Source organism: Streptomyces sp. NPDC000345, from assembly GCF_042898825.1.
Taxonomy (GTDB): Bacteria; Actinomycetota; Actinomycetes; order Streptomycetales; family Streptomycetaceae; genus Streptomyces.
The window spans coordinates 370,368-384,545 of the sequence record NZ_JBIAZE010000005.1 but is presented as its reverse complement, the minus strand read 5'-3'; the positions used below and the strand labels follow the sequence as shown (position 1 = coordinate 384,545).

At 73.1% G+C, this 14,178-nt stretch carries 11 protein-coding genes and 1 pseudogene; 5 read left to right on the top strand and 7 right to left on the bottom strand.

Annotated elements, in window-relative coordinates; translation table 11 throughout:
* Positions 1-92: 92 nt before the first annotated feature.
* A pseudogene (locus ACFY30_RS14780) lies at positions 93-986 on the top strand (response regulator transcription factor); the annotation flags it as partial.
* A gap of 275 nt (positions 987-1,261) precedes the next feature.
* Positions 1,262-2,761: an ATP-binding protein gene (locus tag ACFY30_RS14775; protein WP_390845575.1), complete on the top strand. Its 1,500-nt coding sequence runs from the start codon at positions 1,262-1,264 to the stop codon at positions 2,759-2,761.
* Positions 2,762-2,812: 51 nt separating this feature from the next.
* Here the strand turns inward: ACFY30_RS14775 and nirD are convergent, their stop codons facing one another.
* Genes nirD through ACFY30_RS14760 form a run of 3 tightly spaced genes read right to left on the bottom strand, consistent with a single transcriptional unit; the run spans position 2,813 to position 6,974 of the window.
* Complete coding sequence (gene nirD / locus ACFY30_RS14770) at positions 2,813-3,166, bottom strand: nitrite reductase small subunit NirD (protein ID WP_390845574.1); 354 nt, start codon at positions 3,164-3,166, stop codon at positions 2,813-2,815.
* Positions 3,163-5,760: a nitrite reductase large subunit NirB gene (nirB, locus tag ACFY30_RS14765; RefSeq protein WP_390845573.1), complete on the bottom strand. Its 2,598-nt coding sequence runs from the start codon at positions 5,758-5,760 to the stop codon at positions 3,163-3,165. The genes nirD and nirB overlap by 4 nt, the downstream gene beginning before the upstream one ends.
* Positions 5,757-6,974, bottom strand: a complete 1,218-nt coding sequence (locus ACFY30_RS14760) for an NAD(P)/FAD-dependent oxidoreductase (protein ID WP_390845572.1) — start codon at positions 6,972-6,974, stop codon at positions 5,757-5,759. The genes nirB and ACFY30_RS14760 overlap by 4 nt, the downstream gene beginning before the upstream one ends.
* Positions 6,975-7,623: 649 nt before the next feature.
* Between ACFY30_RS14760 and ACFY30_RS14755 the strand changes: the two genes are divergently transcribed.
* A complete protein-coding gene (locus ACFY30_RS14755) occupies positions 7,624-8,406 on the top strand; it encodes a sulfite exporter TauE/SafE family protein (RefSeq protein ID WP_390845571.1) in 783 nt (260 codons plus the stop codon).
* 21 nt (positions 8,407-8,427) lie between these two features.
* On the opposite strand, the gene ACFY30_RS14750 is transcribed toward ACFY30_RS14755, so the two are convergent.
* The 3 genes from ACFY30_RS14750 to ACFY30_RS14740 all read right to left on the bottom strand — a co-directional run bounded on the left by ACFY30_RS14750 (position 8,428) and on the right by ACFY30_RS14740 (position 10,367).
* A complete protein-coding gene (locus ACFY30_RS14750; RefSeq protein ID WP_390845570.1) occupies positions 8,428-9,069 on the bottom strand; it encodes a class F sortase in 642 nt (213 codons plus the stop codon).
* 113 nt (positions 9,070-9,182) lie between these two features.
* On the bottom strand, positions 9,183-9,716 hold the full coding sequence (locus ACFY30_RS14745) for a hypothetical protein (RefSeq protein ID WP_390845569.1): 534 nt from the start codon (positions 9,714-9,716) through the stop codon (positions 9,183-9,185).
* Between the two features lie 216 nt (positions 9,717-9,932).
* Complete coding sequence (locus ACFY30_RS14740) at positions 9,933-10,367, bottom strand: gamma-glutamylcyclotransferase family protein (protein WP_390845568.1); 435 nt, start codon at positions 10,365-10,367, stop codon at positions 9,933-9,935.
* 166 nt (positions 10,368-10,533) lie between these two features.
* Here ACFY30_RS14740 and ACFY30_RS14735 point away from each other — a divergent pair, with 166 nt between their 5' ends.
* A complete protein-coding gene (locus ACFY30_RS14735) occupies positions 10,534-12,180 on the top strand; it encodes a M4 family metallopeptidase (protein ID WP_390845567.1) in 1,647 nt (548 codons plus the stop codon).
* A gap of 119 nt (positions 12,181-12,299) precedes the next feature.
* Complete coding sequence (locus ACFY30_RS14730; protein ID WP_390845566.1) at positions 12,300-13,067, top strand: DUF6215 domain-containing protein; 768 nt, start codon at positions 12,300-12,302, stop codon at positions 13,065-13,067.
* Between the two features lie 36 nt (positions 13,068-13,103).
* On the opposite strand, the gene ACFY30_RS14725 is transcribed toward ACFY30_RS14730, so the two are convergent.
* Positions 13,104-14,084 carry a GNAT family N-acetyltransferase gene (locus ACFY30_RS14725; protein ID WP_390845565.1) on the bottom strand — a complete coding sequence of 327 codons (981 nt, stop codon included), beginning with the start codon at positions 14,082-14,084 and terminating at the stop codon, positions 13,104-13,106.
* Positions 14,085-14,178 lie beyond the last annotated feature (94 nt).

The following is a 14,178-nucleotide window of genomic DNA, read 5'->3' as shown; positions in this document are numbered from 1 at the left end:
CTTCGGATCGATACGAAGTTTTATCGGTCGCTCTTGTAGCGTGGCGTGTCCACGGAACACGCGAATTCGGTTCATGGGAGAGACGGGAACGCATGGGCGTACGAGTCCTGCTCATCGAGGACGACCAGACGATCGCCGAACCGCTCGTCGAGGGTCTCGGGCACTTCGGGCTGACGGTGCATCACGTCAGCACGGGGAGCGAGGGGTTGAGAGGCCCGTACGGCGATGTCGTGCTGCTCGACCTGGGGTTGCCCGACGTGGACGGCATCGACGTCTGCCGCGGCATCCGGCAGACCTCCGACGTCCCCATCATCATCCTCAGCGCGCGGGGCGAGGAGGCCGACCGGGTGCTGGGCCTGGAACTGGGGGCCGACGACTACCTGGCCAAACCGTTCAGCATGCGGGAGCTGGTCGCGCGGGTGCGGGCGGTGACCCGGCGGACCCACCGTGGGCTGGGAGAACGGGAGTTCACGGGAGCCGCGGCGGAACCGTTCGGCGGAGAGCCCCTCGCGGCCCCCTACGGCGCCGCCACCCCCCACGCCGCCACCGCCCCGTCCGCCGCCTTCGAGCCCGCACCCCCGCCTCCGCCACCGGTCTCCCCTCCGCCCGCGGCCTCCCCTCCGCCACCGGTCTCGCCCCCGAGCCCGCTCGCCTCCCCGCCCTTCGAAGCCGTCGAGGGTGCCGTCGGCCCGCTGGTCGTCGACCGCCGGACCCGGCAGGTGTGGGTGGGGGAGGAGGCGGTGACGCTGACGCCCAAGGAGTTCGGGCTGCTCGCGCTGCTCACCGAGGACCCGGGGGCCGTGTACTCACGACAGCAGATCCTCGACCGGGTCTGGGATCCGCACTACGAGGGTCCGACCAAGACGCTGGACGTGCATGTCGCCACCCTGCGGCGGAAGTTGGGCAACCCGGCGTGGATCCAGACGCTGCGCGGGGTCGGCTTCCGGCTGGCGGTCCACACCCGGCCTCCGACTGCCCCCCAGCCCGACCGGCCCTCCTACGGCCGGCCCACCCGCGACCACAGGTACGACCAGGCCCCGTACGACCAGCCCACCCATGACCAGCCCCGGGACGACCAGCCCAGGGACGACAGCCCCAGCCACGACCGCCCCACCTACAGTCAGCCCCCCTATGACCCACCCCCCTACAGCCCGGCCACCTACGACGCGCCCGCGTACGACCCGCCCCCGTACGAACCACCCCCCTACGACACCCCGTTCACCCGCCCCCTCCCCACCCCCCACCCGTCGGCGGCCTACTGATGACCCGTCGGCTGCTGCTCAGCTACCTCACGCTCGCCGCCCTGCTCCTGCTCTGTCTGGAGATCCCGCTCGGCTTCGTCTACTCGCGGGCCGAGCGGGAGCGGGTGATCAACGCGGCGACGGACGAGGCGGAGTCGGTGTCGGCGTTCGCCTCGCTGTCCGTCTCGGCGGGCCGGGCCGCGCAGGACCTGCCCGAGCGTGCCGCGCACTGCGCCGAGCGCATCGGCGGCAAGGTGCTGATCGTCGACCGGAGCGGCGCCCTGCTGGCCTCCTCGCATCCGCTCGGCGCGGCCGAGGAGTCCCGCCTGGCCTCCTGGCCGGGGATCGCCGCCGCGCTGCGCGGCACCGCCACGGCGGACGTGCGCACCTCCACCATCGGCGGGGTGGAGTACCTCGCGGTGGCCACCCCGGTGCGGCACGGCGCCGAGGAGCAGGGGGCGGTGCGGATCACCGTGCCGACCAGGACGGTGGCCGACCGGGTCCATCACGTCTGGCTGCTGCTGGGCCTCGGCGGGCTGGCCGCGCTGACCGCGGTGGCCGTCATCGGGTTCGGCATCGCGCGCTGGACCGGCCGCCCCATCCGCGAACTGGAGCACGCCACCAACGAGTTGGCGGTCGGCGGCACCGCCGTGCCGGTGGCGATCACCAAGGGGCCGCCGGAGGTGCGCAGCCTGGCCGCCACCTTCAACCGCACCGCCGCCCGCCTGGAACACCTGCTGGCCTCCCAGCGGGCGTTCGCCGGCGAGGCCTCGCACCAGCTGAAGACCCCGCTCGCGGCGCTGCGGCTGCGGCTGGAGAACCTGGAGAACGACATCGCCCTGAACGCGCGCGGCTCGCTCACCGCGGCGCTGACCGAGACCGACCGGCTGGCCCGGATGGTCGAGGCGCTGCTGGCGATGGCCCGGCTCGACGAGAGCGCCGCCGAGCGGGAGCCGGTCGATCTGGCGCGGGTGTGCGCGGAACGCCACAGCGCCTGGAGCGCGCTGTACGAGCAGCACGGCGTCTGGCTCGCGCTGGCCGGCGACTGCACGGGGGAGGTGCTGGCCCTGCCCGGGGCGGTCGAGCAGATCCTCGACAACCTGCTCTCCAACGCCCTGCGGGTGTCGCCGCCGGGCTCCACGGTCTCGATCGACCCGCGCCGTCACGCGCCCCACGAACGGCGCTTCCCACACCGCCAGGCGCACCGTGCGGCGGGCCCGGCCTGGGTCGAGCTGCACGTCATGGACGAGGGCCCCGGCATGACCGAGGAACAGCGCCGGCGCGCCTTCGACCGTTTCTGGCGCGCCCCGGGCGCCCCCAAGGGCGGCACGGGTCTGGGCCTGGCCCTGGTGCAGCGCCTCGCCCACGCGAGCGGCGGAGAGGCGGTTCTGCGGCCGGCGCCGCTCGGCGGTCTCGACGCCGTGATCCGGCTCGCGGCGGTGCCGGGCCGGGCCGGCACCGCGGCGCCCTCCCAGCGGCCGGCGCGACCGCTGCAGACGGCGGCGCCGGGCCGACGGTGACCAGGGCCGACGGTGACCCGGGTCGACGCTGACCCGGGCCACCGTGGGTTCTCAGGCCGCCGCCCGTACCTCGTACGTCGTGATGCGCACCGTCTCGTCGTCCAGGCACTGCCCGCTCGCCAGGTCGAAGCGCTGCTTGAGCAGGGGGGAGGCGACGAACGGGCGGCCCTGGTGGGTGCCGGTCAGGCCGCGGGAGAGGACCGCCGCCCCGCCGAACGGGTCACGGTTGTCGACGGCGTACAGCTCGCCGGCGCGGTCACGGAACAGGGCGACCTGGCGGCCGTCGGGCAGCAGCGCGGCCACACCGCGGCCGGGCAGCAGCTGGTTCAGGTCGCAGACCGTGAACCAGCCCTCCTCCAGCTGGAGTTGGATCTTCAGGTCGGTGGTTTCGGGTGCCAGGGTCATCGCTGGGCGCTCCCTTCCAGGGGACGGTGGCCGATGGTCAGCAGCGGCAGGTCGGGCTTGATCTGGTCGCGCTCGGGGACGAAGCCGACGACCGGGTCGGGGGTGTCCGGCGCGTTGACGAAGGACACGAACCGGGCCAGCTTCTCCGGGTCGTTGATGGTGGTGGCCCACTCGTCGGCGTAGTGCGCCACGTGGTCCGCCATCAGGGACTCCAGCTCCTCGCAGATGCCGAGGGAGTCCTCCACGACCACGTCGCGCACGTGGTCCAGGCCGCCGGGGATCCGCTCCAGCCAGGTGGAGGTGCGCTCCAGGCGGTCGGCGGTGCGGATGTAGAACATCAGGAAGCGGTCGATCAGACGGATCAGTTCGGCGTCCGACAGGTCCTGGGCGAGCAGGTCCGCGTGGCGCGGGGTGGCGCCGCCGTTGCCGCCGACGTACAGGTTCCAGCCGTTGGAGGTGGCGATCACGCCGAAGTCCTTCGACTGGGCCTCCGCGCACTCACGGGCGCAGCCCGACACCGCCGACTTGAGCTTGTGCGGCGAGCGCAGACCCCGGTAGCGCAGCTCCAGGTCGATCGCCATCCGGACGGAGTCCTGGACGCCGTAGCGGCACCAGGTCTGGCCCACGCAGGACTTCACCGTGCGCAGCGCCTTGCCGTACGCGTGGCCCGACTCGAAGCCGGCGTCCACCAACCGGGCCCAGATCAGCGGGAGCTGCTCGACGCGCGCGCCGAACATGTCGATCCGCTGACCGCCGGTGATCTTCGTGTAGAGGCCGAAGTCACGGGCGATCTCGCCGATCACGATCAGGCCCTCCGGGGTGATCTCACCGCCGGGGATGCGCGGGACGACCGAGTACGAGCCGTTCTTCTGGAGGTTGGCGAGGAAGTGGTCGTTGCTGTCCTGCAGGGCCGCCTGCTCGCCGTCCAGGACGTAGCCGCTCGCACCGATCGTCGGGGCGAGGGAGGCGATGATCGAGCCGATCGCCGGCTTGCAGATCTCGCAGCCGTCGCCGCCCCGGGCGTCCTCGCGGCCGTAACGGTCGAGGAGGTCCTGGTAGGTGTTGATGCGCAGCGCGAGGACGATCTCGTACAGCTCCTCGCGGGTCTGCGCGAAGCAGCCGCACAGGCCCTTGTCGACCTCGACGCCGCTCGCCTCCAGCTCGGCGGTGACCAGCTGGCCGAGGACCTTCACGCAGGAACCGCAGCCCGTGCCGGCCTTGGTGCACTTCTTCACCTCGGGCACGGTGGTGCACTGGTGCTCGGTGACCGCGCCGCGGATCGTGCCCTTGCTGACGTTGTGGCAGGAGCAGATGATCGCCTCGTCCGGCAGCGCGGACGGGCCGAGCTGGGCGCCGCCCCCGGAACCGGCGGGCAGGACCAGCGACTCGGGCGAGACCGGCGGGACCGAACCGGTCAGGGCGCGCAGCGTGCCGTACGCCTCCGCGTCGCCGACCAGGATGCCGCCGAGCAGCGTGCCGTCGCGGCCGATGACGAGCTTCTTGTACAGACCCGCGCGGGAGTCGGAGTAGACGACGTCCAGGCAGTCCTCGGTCGCGCCGTGCGCGTCGCCGAAGGACGCCACGTCCACGCCGAGCAGCTTCAGCTTGGTGGACAGGTCGGCGCCGGTGAAGGACGCCTCGTCGGCGGCGATGGTCGCGGCGGCCGTCTCCGCCTGCTCGTACCCCGGGGCCACCAGGCCGTACACCCGGCCGTCCGCCGCCAGCGCGCACTCGCCGATCGCGAAGACGTGCGGGTCGGAGACGGTACGGCACTGCTCGTCGACCGAGATGCCGCCGCGCTCGCCGACCGTCAGACCGCAGTCGCGGGCGAGCTGGTCGCGGGGACGGACACCGGCGCTGAACACCACCATGTCGGTGGCGAGTTCGGAGCCGTCGGACAGCTTCATGCCGGTGACCGCGCCGTCCTCGCCGACGACGATCTCCTGGGTGCCCACACCGGTGTGCACGCTCAGGCCCATGTCCTCGATGGTGCGCAGCAGCGCGGCGCCGCCGCCCTCGTCGACCTGGACGGGCATCAGCCGGGGCGCGAACTCCACGATGTGGGAGGTGAGTCCGAGGCCCTTCAGGGCGCCGGCCGCCTCCAGTCCGAGCAGACCGCCGCCGACCACCGCACCGGTCGTCGCCTTCGTCTTCGCGTACTCCTCGATCGCGAGGAGGTCCTCGATCGTGCGGTAGACGAAGCAGCCCTCGGCGTCCTTGTGGGGGACCGGCGGCACGAAGGGGTACGAGCCGGTGGCGAGGACGAGGGTGTCGTACTCGAAGACCTGGCCGGAGCGGGCCGTGACCTTCTTCGCCTCGCGGTCGATCGACTCCGCCGGGTCGCCGACGTACAGCTCGATGCCGTGGGTGGCGATGAACTCCATGTCGGTCATGGAGAGGTCCTCGGGCGTCTTGCCGGAGAAGTACGAGGTGAGCGCGACGCGGTCGTACGCGGGACGCGGCTCCTCGCACAGCACGACCACGCGGTGCGTGGCGGTCAGGCCGCGCTCGCCGAGCGCTTCGAGGAAGCGCTGGCCGACCATGCCGTGGCCGACGAGCACGATCGTGGGGGTGGCCCCCAGGGTGGCGGTCATGAGGAGCCTCCATCGTTGGTGAGCAGGTGGAGCAGGGGGCCGCCGTCGGACGGGAGCGGCTCTGCTCCCTCCCAGGCGCGGGCGAGCGCGCCGACGGTGCCGAGTTCGCCGACGAGGACCCCGCCGACCAGGCGGTCGTCGCGGACGACGACCTTGCGGTAGGTCCCGCGGGTGGCGTCGGCGAGCTGCACGACGTCGTCGCCGGGGCGCGGCTCGGTCTCGCCGAACGCGGCGAGGTCGAAGACGCTGTTCCCGGAGAGGGTGAGACGGGTGAGGGCGCGGGTGCCGCCGTAGCGGGCGTCCGGGGCACCGGCGAGCGACTCGGCGAGCACGTCGGCCTGTTCGAGCGCCGGTGCGGCCAGTCCGTAGACGTTGCCGTCGTGCTGGGCGCAGTCGCCGATGGCGCGGATGTGCGGGTCGGACGTACGGAGTTCGTCGTCGACCAGGATGCCCTTGTGCACGGCGAGGCCCGCCTCCTTGGCGAGACCGGCGCGCGGGGAGACCCCGCAGGCCAGCACCACCAGGTCGGCGTCGAGGGCGTAGCCGTCGGACATCTCCACCGAGCGGACGGCCCCGCCGACGCAGCGCACGTCGCGGACGCGGCACTCGGTGTGGACCTCGACGCCCAGGTCCTTCAGGTGCCGCAGCACCAGCTTGGAGGCGCTCGGGTCGAGCTGGCGCTCCATGAGCCGCTCGGACTGCTGGGCGAGGACGACCTGCGCGCCGCGCACGGCGAGGGCGCGCGCCGCGGAGACCCCGAGGAGCCCGCCGCCGATGACCACGGCCCGCACACCCGGCCGGACGGCCTTCGACAGGCCCAGGCAGTCGTCCATGGTGCGGAACGCGTGGACGCCCTCGGGCAGCACGTGGTCGGGGGTGAACAGCCCGCGCAGGGGCGGCAGCACCGGGTTGGAGCCGGTCGCCAGGACCAGCGTGTCGTATGCGATCTCCGAGCCGTCCGCACAGGCCACGGTCCGCCGGTCGCGGTCGATGCCGGTGACGCGGGCCCGGACCAGCCCGGCGGGCGAGGGCAGCGCGATCACCTCGGGGGCGTACCGGCCGGCCAGCACCTCGGCGAGCAGGACCCGGTTGTACGGGCGGTGCTCCTCCTCGCCGACGAGCAGCGCGGGCATGCCCAGCTCACCGAGCCGGCGGGCGAGACGTACGCCCGCGAGGCCGGCGCCGATCACCACCACACGCGAATTCGAGGTCATGTCATCGAGCGTGCGGTGCGGAGGTTACCCGGCCGCATCACGGTTGTTTCCCGCGAGGAACGCTGCCCTCAGCGGGGGCCGGGCGGGGGTGTGAGGGTTCCCGGGGCCGGTGGGAGGGGGTGTGTGAGGTGCCCCGGGGCGGGCGGCCCGGGGGTGCGTGAGGTGCCCCGGGGCGGGTGACCGGGGTGTCCGCGGTGATCCCAGGGGCGGGCGGCCGGCTGTCCGAGGTGGCGCTGGGCGGGCGCCCCGGGGGGTGTCCGAGGCCGGTTCGTGCTGGGGTGGCCGGGGGTGTCCGGTGATTGCAGGGGTGGGCGGCCGGGGTGTCCGAGGTGGCGCTGGGGCGGGCGCCCCGGGGGGTGTTCGAGGCCGGTTCGTGCTGGGGTGGCCGGGGGTGTCCGGTGATTGCAGGGGCGGGTCGCCGGGGTGTCCGAGGTGGTGCTGGGGCGGGCGTCCCGGGGGGGGTGTGTCCGAGGCCGGTCCGTGCTGGGGTGGCCGGGGTGTGCGAGGTGGTCCCGGGGCGGGCGGTCCGGTGGTGCGTGAGGTGGTCCCGGGCGGGTGGCCGGGGTGTGCGAGGTGGTCCCGGGGCCGGACCTCAGAAGATCCTCAGGTGCGTGGCCTGTGCACACATCGGGGCCGTAGGGTCCTGGCCATGCCCGACATCCCCCTCGCCGTGATCGCCCTCCTCTGTCTCGCCGCCCTCGCGGCCGGGTGGATCGACGCGGTGGTGGGCGGCGGCGGGCTGCTGCTCCTGCCGGTGCTGCTCCTCGGGCTGCCGGCCGGCACCCCGGCCGCGTACGCGCTCGGCACGAACAAGGCGGTGGCCATCGTCGGCACCTCGGGGGCGGCGGTGACCTACGCCCGCAAGGCACCGGTCGACGTGCGCACCGCCGTCCGGATCGGTCTCGCGGCGCTCGCGGGCTCCTCGGCCGGGGCGTTCTTCGCGGCCGGGATGAGCACGGACGTCCTCAAGCCGCTGATCATGGTCGTGCTGCTCGCGGTGGCCGCGTTCGTCATCCTGCGCCCCGCCTTCGGCACCGCTCCCGCGCCCGGCCCCGCGACCCGCCGTCAGATCCTCACGGCCATCGCGCCGGCGGGCCTCGGCATCGGCTTCTACGACGGCCTGATCGGGCCCGGCACGGGCACCTTCCTCGTCCTCGCCCTCACCGCCGTCCTCCACCTCGACCTGGTCACGGCCTCGGCCACCGCCAAGATCGTCAACTGCTGCACCAACGCCGGAGCCCTCGCCGCCTTCGCCTGGCAGGGCACCGTCCTGTGGCAACTGGCCGCCCTGATGGCCGTGTTCAATCTGGCGGGCGGCACCCTCGGCGCCCGTACGGCCCTGAAGAAGGGCAGCGGGTTCGTGCGGGTGGTGCTGCTGACGGTGGTGTTCGCCCTGGTGGGGAACCTTGCCTGGGAGCAGTGGGTGGCCTAGGCCGGTCCGGCGGCGTGCGCCTCACCTGCTCCCCGTCAGATGCGCGAACACGACCACGTTCCCCTGGTAACCGGTCGCCTCGGAGTAGGTGCCGCCGCAGGTGATGACCCTCAGCTCGGGGCGGGTGGCGGCGCCGTAGACCTTGTCGTCGGGGAAGCGGCGGGCGTCGTAGACCTCGACCGCGTCGACGGTGAAGACGGCGACGGTGCCGTCCCGGCGGTCCACCTCGACGGTGCCGTGCTTGCGCAGCGAGCCGAGGCCGTAGAAGACGGCGGGGCCCTCGGCGTTGTCGACGTGACCGGCGACGATCGCGGTGCCCCGCTCGCCCGGGGTGGTGCCGGCCTCGTACCAGCCGGCGAGGTTCTTCCGGTCGGCGGGCGGCACGGTGAGGCCGCCGGCGGGGGTCAGGGAGAGGCCGGTCAGCGGGGCGTCGACGCGGAGGGAGGGGATGCGGATCCGGACGGGAGGGGAGGGGGGCATGGCCGGGGCGGACCGTATGGCCGCACCGCCGTCCGTGCCGCTGTCCCGGCCCCCGGAGCGCGCCTGGGCGGCGGACGGCTGCGGCGGGGGGTGCGTCTCGGCGCCGCTGTGCAGCAGCCACGCGCCCGCGCACAGGGCGGTCGCGGTGACGGCCGCTATGACGGTGTTGCCGACCCTGCGCATCTCAACCCCTCTCCCTCACGGCGCCCCGTACCCCCCTCCGGGCCGCGAGGGGCGTCGGACCCGGAGGGGGAGGGGACATGCGGTACCGGCGGACGGACAGCGGAGGGTGTCCGTCAGATCCCGTCGCCTCTCGCCCGGCGATGCAGGAGCCAGGTACCGCCCGCGGCGGCGACGGCGAGAGCCGCCACACCGGCCGCGGTCTGCACGGGGTCGGGGCCGAGTGCGCCGCCGACCCCCGTCTTCACGCTTCCTCGCGGAGCCACCGGCTGCCGCGCCGGGGCCAGCGACACCACCAGGTCCCCGGTGATCCGCCGGCCGCCCCGCGCGCACTGCGCGACGATCTCGTACGTTCCCGGCTGCGCGCTCGGCGGCACCCGGAACTCCCCGGCCGCCTCGTCCCGGTGGGCGCCGGGCGCCAGCGTGAAGCGCCCGGCGCCCACCGCGCCCGCGTCGCCCGTCGCCGTACCGCCCCTGCCGCACGCCGTGGTGTCGACCGTGACCGGGCTGCCCGGCACGACGGCGGCGGGGTGGATCCGCAGGTTCCCGCCCGCGCCGTCCGCGCCGTGCGCCGCGCCGGCGGGAACGGCGATCCCGGCGGCGGCGACGGCGAGCGCGGTGCCGGTGAGCAGACGGGTCGTACGTCGCATCTGTGCTCCTTCGAGCTCCTCGGGGCGCGTCCCTGCTCTTCCGAGGTAAGTCGCAGCGCGCCGGGCGCGCTTCCTGAGGGGGCGTCAGGACTGGGATGAACGGGTGTCGGGGGGCGCGGCGGCGGAGCGTGGAGGATGGCCGTTTCGGCAGGTCACCCGGGCTGTGGGGGGCGCGGGGCGGAAAACCGTCCGGAGGGGGTGTGAACGGGTGACCGGTCAGCGGCGGGCGAGCCAGTCGCCGCCCTCGACGGGCTTCCCCCGGCCGCGCAGCCGGGCCGCCACCGCCGGCGCCGCCACGTAGACCCAGGCGTCCGCTGAGCCGTCGCCGACCGTCACCCGGCGCGCCACCCGTTCGTACAGGTTGCGTGGATCGCCCGGCGTGTACTCCTCCAGCCGGTCCAGCTCGGCCAGCAGGCGGGTGTACGCCTCGGGGAGGGCGGTGACGAGCTCCCCGGTGACCATCCCGCCGGGTTCCTCCACCGCGTACGGATAGCCGGGCCCGTCGTACAGCACGGCGCCCGTCAGCAGGGCCGGTTCCTCGCGGAGGGTGCGGCCGCGCAGGAACCGGCGGTGGTTGGCCTCGCCGGGGCGGAGGGTGCCGTAGACGAAGAAGGGGAGGCCGGTGCGGGGCGGGCGGGTCGGGCTGGTCACGGGACGATTCTCTCCCTTTCACCGCCCTCTCACCGGTCCGGCACGAAGACGCTATGGACATGACATGTCATGCCCACTTAAATCGCAGGGCGGTATCAGTGCACGACCTCAGCGCCACCCCCACACGCGCCCCCACGGCGCCTTCCCGAGGAGACCGAGCAGACTGATGAGTCGGATACGGCAGCACGTCCGAGGTTCCCGTCTCGCCACCGCCGGCATCGCCGTCACCACGGCCACCCTGCTGGCCGCCGTACTCTCACCGGCCGCCGACGCGGCCGGCAGACCCACCCGCGCCACCGCGCTCGACCACGCGGCCGCCGCGCTCGCCGACCACGCGGCGAGCCTGGGGCTGACCGCCACCCAGGACACGACCGTCCGTGACGTCGTCATCGACAAGGACGGTACCCAGCACGTCCGCTACGACCGTACGTACCGTGAACTCCCGGTGCTGGGCGGCGACTTCGTGGTCCACCTGGCTCCCGACGGCACCTACCGCAGCGCGAACCGGGCGACGCGGAGCGCGATCTCCCTCGCGACCATCACCCCGAAGGTGTCCGCCCCGAAGGCCGCCGACGCCGCCGTGAACGCCCTGCGCGCGGCCAACCTCGGCGAGACCCTCAAGCAGGCCAAGGCCAAGCCCGAGCTGGTCGTCGACGCCCTGCACGGCACCCCCAGACTGGCCTGGCGGACCAACGCCGTCGCCCTGGACTCCCTCGGCAACCCGGTCGCCCGCACGGTGCTGACCGACGCGCGCACCGGCGCCCAGATCGACGCCTGGGACGCCATCGAGACGGCCACGGGCGACGGCAAGTCCCTGTACGGCGGCACGGTCCCCCTGGAGACCACGCTCTCGGGATCCACGTACCAGCTCAAGGACCCGAACCGCGGCAACACCTACACGGGGGACGCGGCGAACAAGACCGACCTGTGCATCTTCGGCATCTGCATCAGCCGCGCCCCTTCGACGGTCTTCACCGACACCGACAACCACTGGGGGACGGGGGCGACCTCGGACCGCGCCACGGCCGCGGTCGACGCGCAGTACGGCACCAACGTGACCTGGGACTACTACAAGAACGTCCACGGCCGCAACGGCATCGGCAACGACGGCAAGGGCTCCTACAACCGCGTTCACTACGGCAACAGCTACAACAACGCCTTCTGGGACGACAGCTGCTTCTGCATGACGTACGGCGACGGCGACGGCACCCAGCTCGGCCCGCTGGTGGGGCTGGACGTGGCCGGCCACGAGATGTCCCACGGTGTGACCTCCAAGACCGCCAAGCTGACCTACTCCGGCGAGTCGGGCGGCCTGAACGAGGCCACGTCCGACATCTTCGGCTCGCTCGTGGAGTTCTACGCGGGGAACACCTCCGACACCGGTGACTACCTCATCGGCGAGGAGATCGTCCGCTCCGGCTTCGGCCGCGACGCCCTGCGCTACATGGACAAGCCGAGCAAGGACGGCAGTTCGGCCGACTACTGGAGCAGCTCGGTCGGCAACCTCGACGTCCACTACTCGTCGGGCGTCGCCAACCACTTCGCCTACCTGCTGGCGGAGGGCAGCGGCTCCAAGACCATCAACGGCGTCACCTACAACTCCCCGACCTACAACGGCTCCACCGTCACCGGGATCGGCCGGGACAAGCTGGGCGCCATCTGGTACCGGGCGCTGACGGTCTACATGACGTCGTCCACCAACTACGCGGGGGCGAGGACGGCGACCCTGAACGCCGCCCGCGACCTCTACGGCTCCGGCAGCACCGAGTACAACGCGGTGGCGGCGGCCTGGAGCGCGGTCAACGTGAACTGACGCTCGGGAAAGCCGCTTTCCCGTGACCCGATCACCCGTTATGCTCCCCCGGCGCACGCGGACCAGCGTGCGCCGGGGACACGGATGACCAGGGGGTACCGGGGGTAATGGGGGCGGTTGTGGGGGAAACGGCCGAGGGAGCCGGACCGGCCGAGGGAGCCGACGGGGCCGAGGAGGCCGGCCCGCCCAGAAGGAGGGAACCGAACGCCTTCGTCCAAGTCGTCGCCGCGTTCGCCGTGGTGGGGGCGCTGGCAGGGTTCCTGTGGGTGCAGCAGAAGAACAACGCGGTTCAGGAGAAGGCCGCCGGACCCGCCGGCCCGATCTCCTGCTCGACGTCGACGCCCACCGGCGTGCCGAAGATGGTGCGGGCGGGCGTGGAGTACGTCTCCGCGAACCAGCTCTGCCAGGTGCTGAACCGTCCGGACCTCGCCGCGCTGCTCGGCACGCCGGGGGAGCGGGCGACGTCGTACGGGGGCGGCGACAACTCGGTCACGCTGGGCGGCGCCGACGTCCCCGCACCGGAGATGAACGTCACGCTGACCACGTACTCCGTTCAACTCTCCGCGTCCTACGACCACTTCGCGGTCAAGGGGATGGCCGGCCTGCTGGGCGGCGACGCGCGGGAACGGACGTTCCTCGGGCGCCCTGCGGTGCTCTACTCGGACCGCACCTTCGCCTTCGCCCTCGGCACCGGCGGTGGCGACGCCGCCCGCGCCACCGGACGCCCCACCCGTACCCTGGTGGTGGCACGGGACCCGGAGGACGGCGGCGGTTCCTACGAGATGGCCCTCTGGCGCCAGGACTCCGCACCCCCCGACGACGCCACGCTGCTGCGCGTCGCGGCGGAACTCCTGCCCACCCTCCCGGGCTGGACCTCCGGGACCTGACCCCGTGTCCGGACGCGGGCCGAGTGCGGCGGGGGCTCAGCGCCAGTCGTCGATCACGTAGGCGTCGGGGTGGCTGTAGCCGGGTTCGTTGGGCCTGTGCATGGTCACGCCCTGCAACCAGGTGCGGAAACCGCGGTCGACCATTCGACGGTAGGCATCCGGGCGGCCCAGGTTCGTCCCGGCGTCCAGTTGACCCAGTCCGCGTTCGGCGGCCAGCTGCTCGCACGCGCCAAGCAGCCGTTCGAACCGGTTGGCAGCCTCCAGGCCGGGCCGTACGGCTCCGAACTTGACGAAGCACACGTCCTCGCCGGCCTCCGACCCGGCTCCGCAGTGGCAGACGGCCAGGCCGTCGAGCTCGGAGCCGGCGCCCTGCAGCAGGATGGTGTCACCGAGCCCCTGCGCGTGCGTGGCCACGATCTCGCGCTCCAGGCTCAGGCCCTCGTACACGGCCCCGGTCAGTGCGCGACAGAGGCTCAGGGCCTCGGGCTGCTCGGCGGCGGGCAGCCGGCCGTACAGCACTCGGCCGGGGACTGCGGCACTGCCCGCCACCTGCTTCTTCATGATGGCCGTGAGGAATCGGGGCCAGAAACCGTACCGGCGGTAGAGCTCGAGGTGCTTCGGACTGTGCGAGAAGGTGAACAGGCCCAGGTGGCGGTTCTCCCAGGTGTCGAAGCAGTCCATGACCGGCTCCATGAGGCGCCTGCCGACGCCCTGGTCCCACAGGTCCGGACGCACGGTCAGCGGGCCGAAGTACCCGACGCTGCCCCAGTTGGCGGCGAAGTTCGATCCGGCGACTTCGCCCTCGACCGTCGCTGCGAAGGCCGCCTGGGGATCGGCCGCCCAGCGGGTGCGGACGTAGTCGGCGGTCCCGAAGAACGTCTTCGGCTCGGGAACCCCGAAGAACGTCCCGAAGGCGACCCTGAAGATCTCGTCGGCCCGGTCCAGGTCCGCCTCACCCAGCGGGCGGACCGACAACGGGCCCGTGCCACTCTTGCGCTCGCCTGCCGGTGGGGTCATCGTTCTCTCCTTCCCGACCCCCCTGTTTCATCGCACCACGGGCGTGCGCGGCAGGCGAGGCGAAAGGTCCGGAGGATCGTCCAGCCCTTCATGT

Excerpts from the sequence above, each read along its gene's own strand:
- ACFY30_RS14775 (WP_390845575.1), top strand. The coding sequence starts at position 1,262 with ATGACCCGTCGGCTGCTGCTCAGCTACCTCACGCTCGCCGCCCTGCTC.
- nirD (WP_390845574.1), bottom strand. The coding sequence starts at position 3,166 with ATGACCCTGGCACCCGAAACCACCGACCTGAAGATCCAACTCCAGCTG.
- nirB (WP_390845573.1), bottom strand. The coding sequence starts at position 5,760 with ATGACCGCCACCCTGGGGGCCACCCCCACGATCGTGCTCGTCGGCCAC.
- ACFY30_RS14760 (WP_390845572.1), bottom strand. The coding sequence starts at position 6,974 with ATGACCTCGAATTCGCGTGTGGTGGTGATCGGCGCCGGCCTCGCGGGC.
- ACFY30_RS14755 (WP_390845571.1), top strand. The coding sequence starts at position 7,624 with ATGCCCGACATCCCCCTCGCCGTGATCGCCCTCCTCTGTCTCGCCGCC.
- ACFY30_RS14750 (WP_390845570.1), bottom strand. The coding sequence starts at position 9,069 with ATGCGCAGGGTCGGCAACACCGTCATAGCGGCCGTCACCGCGACCGCC.
- ACFY30_RS14745 (WP_390845569.1), bottom strand. The coding sequence starts at position 9,716 with ATGCGACGTACGACCCGTCTGCTCACCGGCACCGCGCTCGCCGTCGCC.
- ACFY30_RS14735 (WP_390845567.1), top strand. The coding sequence starts at position 10,534 with ATGAGTCGGATACGGCAGCACGTCCGAGGTTCCCGTCTCGCCACCGCC.
- ACFY30_RS14725 (WP_390845565.1), bottom strand. The coding sequence starts at position 14,084 with ATGACCCCACCGGCAGGCGAGCGCAAGAGTGGCACGGGCCCGTTGTCG.